Source organism: Paenibacillus allorhizoplanae, from assembly GCF_927798215.1.
GTDB classification, from domain to species: Bacteria; Bacillota; Bacilli; order Paenibacillales; family NBRC-103111; genus Paenibacillus_E; species Paenibacillus_E allorhizoplanae.
On the sequence record NZ_CAKMMW010000006.1, the window covers coordinates 110252 to 122986 of the forward strand.

Below are 12735 nucleotides of genomic sequence, written 5' to 3' on the forward strand. Positions count from 1 at the left end.
TTGGAATCCAATATACTGATTTAGAACCTTAAAGTTTCGTCACGAAATTGCTAGATAGTGCCCTTCTTGGAGGTGAGGCATGGCATGGTCGTCTATGCGGATCTCATTTTCCTGTTGAACTTTCTGGTGGATGCAGCCTTACTATTAGTCACTGCAAAAACGCGGAAAATAGCGTTCAAATGGTGGAGAATTGCACTTTCTGCAGCATTAGGGGCATCGTATGTCGTTATGATGTTTTTACCAGTTCCAACCTTGCTTTTTACATTTTCTGTGAAATGTATGTTTTGTACAGGTATGATTATGACCGCTTTTGGTTACGGTTCCTTACAAAATTTATTACGGAATATGGGAACTTTTTTACTCATCAATTTTGCTGTTGCTGGTGGGATGTTCGGCATCCATTATGTGCTTGCCTCTTCCTCGGATGTTATGAAGGGTATCGTATTTACGCAATCTGGTGTCGCAGTATTCCAATTTCAAATCGGCAGTATCTTGTTTGTGGTCCTATTGCTGCTTCCACTTCTCTGGTGGTTTAGAACCGTGTTTCAAAGTAGTAAGCAGCGTGAGGTTATGACGACCTATTTGGCAGAGGTCACGATTCACGTTGGGGATTTTAGTGCTACCTGCAAAGGTTTGATCGATACGGGTAACCAACTATATGATCCATTGACCCGAACCCCAGTTATGGTAATGGAAGTATCGGAATGGGGAGATGTTCTACCCGAGCTATGGCTGCAAAGGATACGCTCATCCGATGTGGATCAAATCATCAGCGGCTTAGGGGTAGAGGAAGAGTTTATTTGGCAGGACCGTTTGCGACTCGTACCTTACCGTGGGGTCAACCGGAATACGCAATTCATGCTAGCGATTAAACCCGATAAGGTGGTGATTATTCATAATGAATCGCAATTGGAGGCAACGAAGGTGCTTATAGGGCTCGACGGAGGAAAGCTGTGCAGCGATGGTTCCTACCAAGCCATTATCCATCCTGCATTGATTCAGGCTGGTTAATGATTCGAGAAGAGTGGCTAGTCCAGTTTCATGAGAGGTTTAACGGCAGTTCACAGTTCATTCTTACAAAGTCAGTTTTCCATTGGAAAACGCAGCTTAGCTTACGATGAAAGTTTTGCTATGGCAAAACTCTTAGGAGGAAACTAACATGTTCTTGAAGTGGAAACTGCTTGTTCAACTAACGTATTATCGTATTTTGATGCTGCTAGGACTTAAAGGTGAGGAAATCTATTACATAGGTGGTAGTGAAGCATTGCCACCACCGCTAACTCGTGAAGAAGAAGAATACTTATTGGAAAAATTACCATCCGGGGATGCAGCTATTCGAGCTATGTTGATTGAACGCAACCTGAGATTGGTTGTCTATATAGCGAGAAAATTTGAAAACACGGGCATTAACATTGAGGATTTAGTTTCGATTGGAGCGATTGGTCTTATCAAAGCCGTAAATACATTCGACCCCGAGAAGAAAATTAAACTGGCAACCTACGCATCACGCTGTATCGAGAATGAAATTCTGATGTATTTGCGCAGAAATAGTAAAATTCGAACAGAAGTATCGTTCGATGAACCGTTGAATATTGATTGGGATGGTAATGAGCTTCTATTGTCCGATGTACTAGGCACAGAGAATGATACCATTTACCGCAATATCGAAGAACAAGTTGATCGGAAGCTTTTGCATAAGGCGCTTGATAAGCTTAGTGAACGTGAGCGTATTATCATGGAGCTGCGGTTCGGGTTACAGGATGGGGAAGAAAAGACACAGAAAGACGTTGCAGATCTGTTAGGCATTTCGCAATCATATATCTCCAGATTGGAAAAACGGATTATTAAGCGGCTTCGCAAAGAGTTTAACAAGATGGTCTGAAATTTTTTTTTGGCAGTAAATGTCGAAATTGTTCAGGTGTCACGGGAGGGAGCGAGTCAGTACCCTTTTGTCAAGTCGCTGAGCAAGGGATATGGCAGGAATAAATCGACCGCTCACGGGGATAATTAACAGTAATGTTTCTCCTTGGGAGGTAATCACGGTGACCCGAAATAAAGTTGAGATATGTGGAGTTGACACCGCTAAACTGCCTGTGCTAACCAATGCAGAGATGCGTGAGTTGTTCACTGACCTGCAAACAAAACAAGAACGAACTGCAAGAGAGAAATTGGTCAATGGCAATTTAAGGTTGGTACTGAGTGTGATTCAACGGTTCAACAATCGTGGAGAGTATGTGGACGATCTCTTCCAAGTTGGCTGTATTGGTTTGATGAAAGCCATTGATAACTTTGATTTAAGTCAAAATGTCAAATTCTCGACCTATGCTGTACCGATGATTATAGGTGAGATACGCCGCTACTTACGAGATAATAACCCGATTCGCGTTTCTCGTTCCTTGAGAGATATTGCTTACAAAGCATTGCAAGTTAGAGACAGTCTAACGAATCAAAACTCACGCGAGCCATCTATTTATGAAATTTCTGAAGCCTTGAATGTACCCAAAGAAGATGTCGTGTTCGCGCTTGATGCTATTCAAGATCCAGTATCCTTATTTGAGCCCATTTATCATGATGGAGGCGATCCGATCTATGTGATGGATCAAATAAGCGATGAGCGCAATAAAGACATGTCATGGATCGAGGGTATCGCATTGCGCGAAGCGATGCATAAGTTGAATGCTAGAGAGAAGATGATCCTATCTATGCGCTTCTTTGAAGGGAAGACCCAGATGGAAGTGGCAGATGAGATTGGCATATCTCAAGCACAAGTTTCAAGGTTAGAGAAATCGGCTATTTGTCAGATGCAGAAACATGTAAAATCCTAAGTGCAATTAACAAAGACTGGAACGGCCTTGGTAGACAAGCCGTGAAGGTCTTTTTTTGTTTGACAGGACATTTTGCCCATAAGACACATATACTAATAAAAAATCAGTACAAATTCTAATGAGATATGTGGTGATAGGCCTCATGAAAATATCTGATTTCCAGACGAAGGACGTAATTAATATTGTGGACGGCAAAAAGCTTGGTCAAATCAGTGATTTGGAGCTTGACCTGCGCCAAGGACGAATCGAATCCATTGTTGTTCCGAATCAGAGTCGTTTTTTTGGATTGTTTGGAACAGGAACCGATGTTATCATTCCTTGGAAGCATATCGTAAAAATTGGTGCTGACGTTGTGCTCGTGAAGCTAGAAGACGTACGGCCATATCGACAAACGGACGACACAGAAGTGGTATATGAGTTTAATCGTCAATTTAAAAATTGACGTTGGACACACGGGGACGCTGTATCAGCACTATAGCAGCTGATCAGACATCGTGTGTCTTTTTATTTTGTGCTAAAGTAGAGATAAACAAAAAGGGCTGGAGGGATTAACATTGGAACCATTTGTCATACTACCATCCTTACATTCAAAAGAGGATCATCCGGTCCTTTTACCTATAGCTCCTTGGATGTCATTATTCCCTGAGATTACTGCTGGCTTCAGCTCTCGTTTAGGTGGAGTGAGTCAGGCCCCCTTTTCAACATTAAATCTCGGCTTACACGTGAATGATAACCAGCACGATGTTGTGCGTAATCGAGAGCGCGTTGCAGACGCAATTGGGCAGCCATTTACATCGTATACATATGCGGAGCAGGTACATGGGAAAGACATTGCTATCGTCAGTCTGAACGAGCAGGGCATGGGGCGTGATAGCAGAGAAACAGCTCTTCAAGCGAAGGATGGTTTTATATCAAAGGACAAAGGCATCGTACTCTGTGCGCAATTTGCGGATTGTGTACCGCTATTTTTCTATGATCCCGTTCAGCGTGTAGTAGGTCTTGCTCATGCAGGTTGGAAAGGTACTGTGTTAAACATTTCCATGGCTACAATATCCTTAATGACACATACTTTTGGTAGTCAGCCATCTGATATTCGAGCAGCAATAGGACCCTCAATTGGCGCCTGTTGTTATGAGGTTGATCAGACGGTAGCATCTCGCGTTAGGTTGGTTTTTGAGGAAACACAGATATTGCCTGAGGAACAAGAAGCAATTATCACCGATAAAGGCAATGGGAAGTACATGTTGAATTTGCAATTATTAAATCAAAAATTGATCGAGCAAGCAGGAATTTTGTCGTCCCATATCGAAGTAACTCAGTTATGTACGAGTTGTCGAACTGATCTCTTCTTTTCGCATCGAAAGGAAGGGGGTTCCACAGGACGAATGATCGCTTGGATCGGTCTTCGCCCTTAAGGAACGGGCAACGTGTTTGAATTGAGGTGTAGAGAGAATGAGCGTATTGGAACGCAAACTAGAGGTTGAAGCTCGGATAGCAACTGTATGTCGGGAGTCAGGTCGTCAAGAAAATGACATTAAGATCATCGCAGTAACCAAATATGTATCTTTAGAAACGACAGAACAAGTATTGAACATCGGTCTACAACATATTGGAGAAAATCGTTGGCAAGATGTAAAACCGAAGTGGGAAGCTCTGCATGAGCGTGGTACATGGCATTTTTTAGGGCATTTGCAGACGAATAAGGTGAAGGATGTCATCGGCAAATTTACTTATATTCACTCACTAGATCGGATGTCGCTTGCGAAAGAATTGGACAAGCAAGCAGCTGGTTTGGGAATAGAAGTCAATTGTTTCTTGCAAGTGAACATTTCAGGTGAAGCAACGAAATATGGCGTATCGCCTCATGAATTCTTCCAATTTGCTGAGGAAGTAAGCAAGCTTGCTCATATTCGCGTATGCGGATTGATGACGATGGCTCCTTATGAGTTAGAATCTGAAGAAACGAGACCTGTTTTTCGAGGATTACGTGAACTTCGGGATCAATTGAATGAACGTAGGTTGTTCCCTTATGAAGTGAAAGAGCTCTCTATGGGGATGTCAGGTGACTTCGACGTGGCCATTCAAGAAGGTGCAACTTGGGTTCGTTTGGGTACTGTATTAGTAGGCAAAGAGGGCTAAAGGGCATTAGGAATTTGATTCCGATTGGTATGATTTCGATAGGAGGGAAGCGCTATGGGTGTATATAACCGATTTATGAACTTTCTGGGACTTCAGGAAGAGGAAGAAATTGTAGAGCGTGAACGGATTGTAGAAGCAACAGAAGAACCTGAAACCAATCCATACGAATTACGTAATAAAAATAAGGCGAATGTCGTCAGTATTCATTCACAGAAGAATTCACGCGTTGTCCTTAGTGAACCCCGCACTTATGAGGAAACACAGGACATTGCAGATCATCTACGTGCTCGTAGAGCGGTTGTCGTTAATTTGCAACGAGTTCGCGGCGATCAAGCGATCCGAATTGTAGATTTCTTGAGTGGTACGGTTTACGCATTGAATGGGTCTATCTCTAAGCTAGGACCGAATATTTTTCTCTGTACACCAGACTCAGTAGATATTCATGGTCATATCTCTGAGATGATGGGCGAGGAATAGACGCATATCCCCAAACACATAGACAGAGGTGGGAAACAACGTGGATAACGTTTACTCTTTTTTAAGCGTTTTGACAGAAATTTATTATTTCATGATTATTGGTTACTTGATCTTATCTTGGTTTCCAAACGCACGTGGCAGTTTTGTCGGTGGACTGCTATCGAAGCTGGTTGAACCGTATCTGGCTCCATTCCGCAAAATCATACCAAGCATTGGTTTCATTGATCTCTCGCCAATCGTGGCGTTGATTGCATTGAAATTCGTCGTCATGGGTATCTTTGCTGTTCTTGATTTCATCGTGGGGATTTTCTAGTCTTGACGAAGGATATTTATGGGCATTTTCACCAAGACGAGCATCATTTTGTTGATAAAGCCTGGGATTGGGTTGAGCGAGCTGCCGAGCAGCATGCTGTGAAGTTAACCGATTTCCTCGATCCCAGACAGGCTTTCATTCTGAATTCACTCGTGAATCGACACCCGGATGTACATTGCCGACTTGATGGCGGCTATGAAACAGCAGAACGTAAGCGTGCTATTATTGCTCCTGACTACCGCAGTTTGGATAGTGAAGACATGGCGATGGCTGTGTTAGCTGTCTCTTCAGGCGATGGTAAATTTCTTACGTTAGAACATGGAGATTACATGGGCGCCATTCTTGGACTCGGCATGAAGCGGGACAAGGTTGGCGATATTCATGTTATAGAGGGGGGCTGCCATTGCTTGGTAACGCAGGATGCAGCCGACTATTTGCATTTGAATTTGTCACAAGTACATAGAGTGCATGTCCAAACGGAATTGCTCTCTTTAAATAAGCTAGAAGTAGCGCAAGTGCAATTGGATGAGCTCCATCTATCCGTTGCCTCCATGCGAATGGACGGAATTGTAAGTGATGTATTCCGACTTAGCCGAGCCAAAGTTTTAATACCGATCCAAGCTGGTCGTTGCCGCGTGAACTGGAAGTTGGAAGAAGATCCAAGCAAGCCACTGAAAGAAGGCGATATGATCTCCTTGCAGGGTTTTGGTAGATTTAAAGTGCTTGAAGTGGAAGGCGTATCGAAAAAAGGTCGAATACGTGTGAAGATTGGCAAGTTTGCATGATCGTGGATAATTTATCCACGAACTTTGCAGGAATTGCTAATTTTCTGTCGAACTGAACTGTATAGACATGGGTGTAGGCTAGCTTTCAGACAAGCTCAGCTTATGCTTACGAAGTCAGTTTTGCTGCGCAAAACGCTAAGGAGGGGCACTGATGCCATTAACACCGCTAGATATACATAATAAGGAGTTTTCACGTTCGTTTCGTGGTTATGATGAGGATCAAGTGAATGAATTCCTAGATCAAGTCATCAAGGATTATGAAGCGCTTATTCGTGAGAATAAGGATTTGCAGAATCAATCGATGGCCTTGCAGGAGCGTTTGGATCATTTCACGCATATTGAAGAATCGTTGAGCAAAACGATCATTGTAGCGCAAGAGGCTGCGGATGAAGTCAGAAGCAATTCGAAGAAAGAAGCTCAGTTAATACTGAAAGAAGCGGAGAAAAATGCGGATCGGATTATTAATGAATCGTTGACGCGTTCACGCAAAGTAGCTCTTGAGATCGAAGAACTCAAGAAACAAGCTTCCATTTATCGTACGCGCTTTCGGACTTTACTTGAAGCACAGCTTGAATTATTAAACACAGAAGGCTGGCAAAGTATGCAGTTTGAACATAAGGAAGAGTAGGCATGACGCAGTAGGCAGGTATCATATTGACTATGCTTGCCAGATTGGGTATACTCCTGTTAAAAGTATCGCAATAAAGCTATGACTGGAACGAGTAGGACGTTATGAGCAGTGTCAGCGAATTAGGGTTGTGGTGTGAGCCTAATCTCTGCAGCGTACCGAATATCCCCCAGGAGCGTCTCTTGAAATGAGTAGGGAGAAACGGGTCATGCCGTTACACATGATCGAGTGAAGAAGCTCAGTTCGACACGCCTTTAGGCGCGTGTTCATGATGCTTTTTAACGAGGGTGGTACCGCGAGTTGAGTTTCTCGTCCCTTTTGGGATGAGAGGCTTTTTTTGTTTTATAGACTAGGATAGATTGAACCAGGAGTGGAGTGGTAAAAATGGATTATGGAAAAACATTAAACCTATTACAAACAGAATTCCCGATGAGAGGTAATTTGCCGCAGGCAGAGCCGAAAATGCAAGAGCATTGGGAAGCAGAAGACATTTATGCGAAGGTACAAGAAAGTCGTAACGGGAGAACGAAGTTCATTTTACATGATGGGCCTCCCTACGCGAATGGCGATATTCATATCGGTCACGCACTAAACAAGGTGCTCAAGGATATTATCGTACGTTTCAAAACACTGCAAGGTTTTGACGCGCCTTATGTGCCAGGTTGGGATACACATGGCTTACCAATCGAGCAAGTGATTACGAACAGCGGGAAAGTTGATCGCAAGAAGATGACGGTTCCGGAGTTCCGTGAATATTGCAAAGAATACGCCTTGCAATCTGTTGAGAAGCAGAAGAGTCAATTCCAACGTCTAGGTATTCGTGGAGATTGGAAAAACCCGTATATCACACTGCAACCGGGCTACGAAGCACAGCAAATCCGTGTTTTCGGTACAATGGTACAGAAGGGCTTCGTTTATAAAGGATTGAAGCCTGTCTACTGGTCTCCATCCTCTGAGAGCGCCTTAGCTGAAGCAGAAATCGAGTACAAAGAGAAAACTTCAACCTCCATCTACGTAGCGTTCCCAGTAAAGGATGGTAAAGGCAAGCTGCCTGAAGATGCAGCCATCGTCATCTGGACAACAACAGCATGGACATTACCTGCGAACTTAGGGATTTCAGTACACCCTGAATTCGAGTACGCAGTCGTTCAAGCGAATGGTAAGAAATATGTGCTGGCACAAGGACTTCTTGCAGCAGCGGCTAAGGAAATTGGCTGGAGCGAATATGAAGTATTATCGACGGTAAAAGGCAGTGAGTTGGAGTTTGTTACCTGCCAACATCCTTTTTACGATCGTGAATCCCTTGTTATGGTTGGTGAGCACGTGACGTTAGAAGCGGGTACAGGTTGTGTTCACACAGCGCCTGGACATGGGGAAGACGACTTTGCAATTGGTCAAAGGTATAACATCGGTGTACTTTGTCCCGTGGATGATCAAGGACATTTTACGGCTGAAGCACCAGGTTATGAAGGTTTGTTCTATGAAAAAGGCGGAAAGCTGATCATTGAGCAGCTGAAGGAGTCAGGTTTATTGCTAAAAGCTGCTGACATACAGCATCAATACGCACATGACTGGCGTACGAAGAAACCTGTTATTTATCGTGCAACAGAGCAATGGTTTGCGTCGATTGATAAGTTCAGACAAGAGATGCTGGATGAAATCAAGCAAGTGAAATGGACGCCAGAGTGGGGCGAAGTACGCCTTCACAACATGATTGCTGATCGTGGGGACTGGTGTATTTCAAGACAGCGGGCATGGGGCGTTCCGATTCCAATTTTCTATTGCCGTAGCTGTAATGAGCCACTTGTCAACGAGCAAACGATTGAACATGTTGCTCAGTTATTCGAGCAAGAAGGTTCGAATGCTTGGTTCATCAAGGATGAGAAGGATCTTCTTCCACACGGTACTAGCTGTACGAAATGTGGTCACGGTGAATTCCGCAAAGAAACGGACATTATGGACGTTTGGTTTGATTCCGGTTCCAGTCATGTTGCGGTTCTCGAGTCGCGTCCTGAACTTCAATGGCCTGCTGATCTGTATCTGGAAGGATCAGACCAGTATCGCGGTTGGTTCAACTCTTCCCTGATCACTGGTGTGGCAACGAGAGAGAAGTCGCCTTATAAAGGCATTCTGAGTCATGGCTTTACACTAGATGGCGAAGGGCGCAAAATGTCCAAATCCATCGGTAACACGATTGATCCGAATGTGGTTTGTGGCAAATTAGGAGCTGATATTCTTCGTCTATGGGTTTCCTCCGTGGATTATCAGTCCGATCACCGAATTTCGGACAATATTTTGAACCAAACAACTGAGGTTTATCGTAAAATCCGTAACACAATGCGCTTCCTACTTGGGAATTTGAGTCAGTTCAATCCAGCTACAGACCTTGTTGCTTATACAAATTTATCCGAACTTGATCGCTATGCGTTGATTCGTTTGAATCGAATGATCGAGAAAGTTATCAAAGCCTATGAAGCATATGAATTCCATGTTGTGTATCAAACGATTCACCACTTCTGCGCGGTCGAAATGAGTTCCTTCTATTTGGATATCATCAAGGATCGTCTGTATGCAAATGCGGCTGAGGATCCAGCACGTAAAGCGTCACAAACTGTGTTATATGCTGCTTTGACTGCGATTACGAAACTTATTGCACCGATTCTTCCTCATACGGCTGATGAAGTTTGGAAGTACATTCCAGGTGTGGAGTTAAGTTCCGTACAACTTGCTGAATTACCGGAAGTTGAAACGAGTGTATACAATGAACAATTGGAAAATAAATGGAATTCCTTCTTGGAAGTGCGTGATGACGTGCTGAAGGCGCTAGAAGAAGCGCGTAAGGAGAAAGTCATTGGCAATTCCTTAGGGGCAGCAGTGAATTTGTATCCAAATGAAGCGATGTTTGCTTTGTTGACACAATTCGAGCAATTGGATCAGTTGTTCATCGTGTCCGCTGTTAACTTACACCCAGTTGGTACTTCTGTACCAGAAGGTGCACTTCAGTCCAAAGATGTTGCTATTGCCATTGCTGTTGCAGACGGTGAGAAATGTGAGCGTTGTTGGATAGTGACGCCAGAGGTTGGGCACAGTAAAGAGCATCCAACACTCTGTGTCAGATGTAATGATGTTGTGACTGCTCATTATCACGAGTAGAGGAACCAAACGAGCTTGCGCGAAATGCGAAGCTCGTTTGTCCTGTTTTTAATCAGGGTCATTTATTGTATTTATTCATCGTCTAAATCGGCAGTTCTTTCGGGTTCAAGAAAAGGGTCGCCTTCATCGCTGTGCATATACTCGTTGTAAGCTTTACTTCGTACAATGGTCACATGTTCACCATAGAGATCAGTGGCTACAAAGCTTTCGAATGACTCTACATAGCCTTCCAACTCGTCGGCTTCAATGTACATGTCATTGTAGCTTTCGACTTGGTTGCTTTCTGCGAAAGCGGGGGTATTTGAGGTTCCCCAGCTTTCAACGATTTGCCAGGCATCTTCACCGTCAAATTCGGTTTCGTTGTTTTTCTCATCGAAGCTAGTACGCCCGAACGGCGGGTAAAGAACCTGCTCTTCAACAGGGCGCCGGAACGATTGGTCGGGATCAGGGACATGTTCAATGCTGTATAAAGTTGTTGGAATGGCTTCTAGGCGTTCATACGGTATGGGTTGATGGCTAAAAACACAAATGCCATATTCGCCACTTTCCATACGTGCTAAAGCTTCATTGACTTGTTGTAAATGCATCTCCGCGTGTTCATTAAGCGAAATATCTTTGGCTCGTTCAAAAACTTCGGACCCGATATCCCCGGGATGATTATCATACATGGAGAGCTCGCCTATGGAATCTGAGAATGAATTTGCGAGTCCAAATTGATCATTCGAAGCGAAGTGCTTTTCAAGTGCAACCTTTTCCTCCAACAGTTGTACATATAAGGATTGTAATTGCTCATCGGTTAAATGGCTCATAGGTCATACAGCTCCCTTCTAACAGCTCATTCATACCGTTTATGATGCCGATAGACCGCTTTTTTTAGTGAGGTAATTCCTTGAAAAAAAGGAATGTACAAGCTTTTCACAAATGTAGGAGGTACTCTTAGATGAAATATTTGAAATATTACCTGTATGCACTTCTTGCATTCATTCTAGATCAAGTTACAAAATGGATCATTGTGAAAAAAGTTCCGCTTGGGGAAGAACGTCCTGTCATTGGTGATTTTTTTATGATTACATCCCATCGCAACCGTGGTGCGGCCTTCGGTATTTTACAAAATCAACGATGGTTTTTCATCATTGTAACGATTCTCGTGCTGTGCGGTATTATTTGGTACATGCAACGGACCATTCGTGAAGGCAAAGTGTTGTTACCGTTCGCATTGTGTTTACTTTTTGGAGGCGCATTCGGCAATTTCGTTGACCGTGCCTTATTTGCAGAAGTAGTGGATTTCTTCCAGTTTACATTCGATTTTAACTTTTTCGGCAAAGAAGTCGATTACATCTTCCCTATTTTCAATGTAGCGGATTCTTGCATCGTTGTCGGGGTTATCCTGATCTTTATTGAGTCGATTCTAGCTTCACGAAAAGAAAAAAAAGGAGCAACACATGAACACAAACCAGACCTCACCTGAGTCCGTGATGCAAGAGCCAATTGAATGGACAGTAGAAAATCAATATGCCAACGAACGGATTGATAAGTTTATTACAGAAGCGTTGGAAGAAGATATTTCTCGCACACTTGTCCAGCAATGGGTCAAAGATGGTCATGTTAAGGTGAATGGGAAAGCAGTAAAGCCCAATTATAAATTGTCCTTACAAGATGTGATTGCGCTAGTGATTCCAGAGCCTCAAGGTGTGGAGTTGCTGGCCGAAAACATCCCTCTAAATGTTGTGTACGAGGACAGCGATGTGATCGTCATTAATAAACAGCGAGGACTCGTCGTTCATCCTGCGCCGGGACATTACTCGGGTACCTTAGTAAATGCGTTAATGTACCACTGCAAGGACTTATCCGGCATTAATGGTGAGCTTCGGCCAGGTATTGTGCATCGAATTGACAAGGATACTTCAGGCTTAATTATGTCTGCCAAAAATGATAAGGCTCACGCTAGCCTTGCAGAGCAATTGAAGGCACATACCGTCAACCGCAAGTACATTGCTTTGGTTCACGGATATATTCAACATGATCAAGGGACGATCGATGCGCCGATTGGACGCGATTCTCATGATCGTAAGATGTATACCGTTACGGAGAAAAATAGTAAAACCGCGGTAACGCACTTCGTTGTTCTCGAACGATTTGGTGACTTTACTTTAGTAGAGTTAAAGCTGGAAACAGGTCGTACGCACCAAATCCGTGTACACATGAAATTCATTGGCCATCCGTTAGTTGGGGATCCGATGTATGGTAAGAGCAAAGGTATGTTGATGGATGGTCAAGCCTTACATGCGGCGATTCTGGGCTTTAAACACCCGCGAACAGGGGAATGGATGCAGTTTGAAGCGCCAATTCCACCTGATATGGAGAACCTAATATCAACGATACGGACAACATAGTTCTTGTTCAAGGGAGAGAGGA

The 12735-nt window shown here is 43.6% G+C and carries 14 protein-coding genes and 1 other annotated feature; of the genes, 13 read left to right on the forward strand and 1 reads right to left on the reverse strand.

The window, feature by feature from the left end:
* Window positions 1-84 precede the first annotated feature (84 nt).
* The 11 genes from spoIIGA (at window position 85) to ileS (ending at window position 10320) form a co-directional block, all read left to right on the forward strand.
* A complete protein-coding gene (gene spoIIGA, locus L6I86_RS12660) occupies window positions 85-1011 on the forward strand; it encodes a sigma-E processing peptidase SpoIIGA (RefSeq protein WP_236287559.1) in 927 nt (308 codons plus the stop codon).
* Between the two features lie 148 nt (window positions 1012-1159).
* Window positions 1160-1882 (forward strand): RNA polymerase sporulation sigma factor SigE, encoded by a 723-nt coding sequence (gene sigE / locus L6I86_RS12665; protein ID WP_056612642.1) that lies wholly within the window; start codon window positions 1160-1162, stop codon window positions 1880-1882.
* 160 nt (window positions 1883-2042) lie between these two features.
* Window positions 2043-2825 carry an RNA polymerase sporulation sigma factor SigG gene (sigG, locus tag L6I86_RS12670; RefSeq protein WP_056612640.1) on the forward strand — a complete coding sequence of 261 codons (783 nt, stop codon included), beginning with the start codon at window positions 2043-2045 and terminating at the stop codon, window positions 2823-2825.
* 142 nt (window positions 2826-2967) lie between these two features.
* On the forward strand, window positions 2968-3267 hold the full coding sequence (locus L6I86_RS12675; protein ID WP_056612638.1) for a YlmC/YmxH family sporulation protein: 300 nt from the start codon (window positions 2968-2970) through the stop codon (window positions 3265-3267).
* 187 nt (window positions 3268-3454) lie between these two features.
* Complete coding sequence (gene pgeF, locus L6I86_RS12680; protein WP_236287561.1) at window positions 3455-4240, forward strand: peptidoglycan editing factor PgeF; 786 nt, start codon at window positions 3455-3457, stop codon at window positions 4238-4240.
* 37 nt (window positions 4241-4277) lie between these two features.
* Window positions 4278-4964 (forward strand): YggS family pyridoxal phosphate-dependent enzyme, encoded by a 687-nt coding sequence (locus L6I86_RS12685; protein WP_236287563.1) that lies wholly within the window; start codon window positions 4278-4280, stop codon window positions 4962-4964.
* Window positions 4965-5018: 54 nt separating this feature from the next.
* Entirely contained in the window at window positions 5019-5441 is a 423-nt protein-coding gene (locus L6I86_RS12690) for a cell division protein SepF (RefSeq protein ID WP_056612633.1), read from the forward strand.
* Between the two features lie 40 nt (window positions 5442-5481).
* Complete coding sequence (locus L6I86_RS12695; protein WP_157256863.1) at window positions 5482-5754, forward strand: YggT family protein; 273 nt, start codon at window positions 5482-5484, stop codon at window positions 5752-5754.
* A 2-nt stretch (window positions 5755-5756) separates the two neighbouring features.
* Window positions 5757-6539 carry a YlmH family RNA-binding protein gene (locus tag L6I86_RS12700; protein ID WP_236287565.1) on the forward strand — a complete coding sequence of 261 codons (783 nt, stop codon included), beginning with the start codon at window positions 5757-5759 and terminating at the stop codon, window positions 6537-6539.
* 151 nt (window positions 6540-6690) lie between these two features.
* Window positions 6691-7167, forward strand: a complete 477-nt coding sequence (locus L6I86_RS12705) for a DivIVA domain-containing protein (protein WP_171635339.1) — start codon at window positions 6691-6693, stop codon at window positions 7165-7167.
* Between the two features lie 72 nt (window positions 7168-7239).
* Window positions 7240-7487: a binding site (T-box leader), on the forward strand.
* 64 nt (window positions 7488-7551) lie between these two features.
* Window positions 7552-10320, forward strand: a complete 2769-nt coding sequence (gene ileS, locus L6I86_RS12710) for an isoleucine--tRNA ligase (RefSeq protein WP_236287567.1) — start codon at window positions 7552-7554, stop codon at window positions 10318-10320.
* 71 nt (window positions 10321-10391) lie between these two features.
* Here ileS and L6I86_RS12715 read toward each other — a convergent pair whose 3' ends face one another.
* Window positions 10392-11129 carry a TraR/DksA C4-type zinc finger protein gene (locus tag L6I86_RS12715; RefSeq protein ID WP_236287569.1) on the reverse strand — a complete coding sequence of 246 codons (738 nt, stop codon included), beginning with the start codon at window positions 11127-11129 and terminating at the stop codon, window positions 10392-10394.
* Window positions 11130-11269: 140 nt separating this feature from the next.
* On the opposite strand from L6I86_RS12715, the gene lspA reads away from it, so the two are divergent.
* Together lspA and L6I86_RS12725 are read left to right on the forward strand one after the other, a co-directional pair.
* Window positions 11270-11788 (forward strand): signal peptidase II, encoded by a 519-nt coding sequence (gene lspA / locus L6I86_RS12720; RefSeq protein ID WP_056612699.1) that lies wholly within the window; start codon window positions 11270-11272, stop codon window positions 11786-11788.
* Window positions 11763-12713, forward strand: coding sequence for an RluA family pseudouridine synthase (locus L6I86_RS12725; protein WP_236287571.1), 951 nt, complete (start codon window positions 11763-11765; stop codon window positions 12711-12713). Before lspA ends, L6I86_RS12725 begins: the two co-directional genes overlap by 26 nt.
* Window positions 12714-12735: the final 22 nt, after the last annotated feature.

Excerpts from the sequence above, each read along its gene's own strand:
- spoIIGA (WP_236287559.1), top strand. The coding sequence starts at position 85 with ATGGTCGTCTATGCGGATCTCATTTTCCTGTTGAACTTTCTGGTGGAT.
- L6I86_RS12685 (WP_236287563.1), top strand. The coding sequence starts at position 4,278 with ATGAGCGTATTGGAACGCAAACTAGAGGTTGAAGCTCGGATAGCAACT.
- L6I86_RS12690 (WP_056612633.1), top strand. The coding sequence starts at position 5,019 with ATGGGTGTATATAACCGATTTATGAACTTTCTGGGACTTCAGGAAGAG.
- pgeF (WP_236287561.1), top strand. The coding sequence starts at position 3,455 with ATGTCATTATTCCCTGAGATTACTGCTGGCTTCAGCTCTCGTTTAGGT.
- L6I86_RS12715 (WP_236287569.1), bottom strand. The coding sequence starts at position 11,129 with ATGAGCCATTTAACCGATGAGCAATTACAATCCTTATATGTACAACTG.
- L6I86_RS12675 (WP_056612638.1), top strand. The coding sequence starts at position 2,968 with ATGAAAATATCTGATTTCCAGACGAAGGACGTAATTAATATTGTGGAC.
- L6I86_RS12725 (WP_236287571.1), top strand. The coding sequence starts at position 11,763 with ATGAACACAAACCAGACCTCACCTGAGTCCGTGATGCAAGAGCCAATT.
- ileS (WP_236287567.1), top strand. The coding sequence starts at position 7,552 with ATGGATTATGGAAAAACATTAAACCTATTACAAACAGAATTCCCGATG.
- L6I86_RS12705 (WP_171635339.1), top strand. The coding sequence starts at position 6,691 with ATGCCATTAACACCGCTAGATATACATAATAAGGAGTTTTCACGTTCG.
- sigE (WP_056612642.1), top strand. The coding sequence starts at position 1,160 with ATGTTCTTGAAGTGGAAACTGCTTGTTCAACTAACGTATTATCGTATT.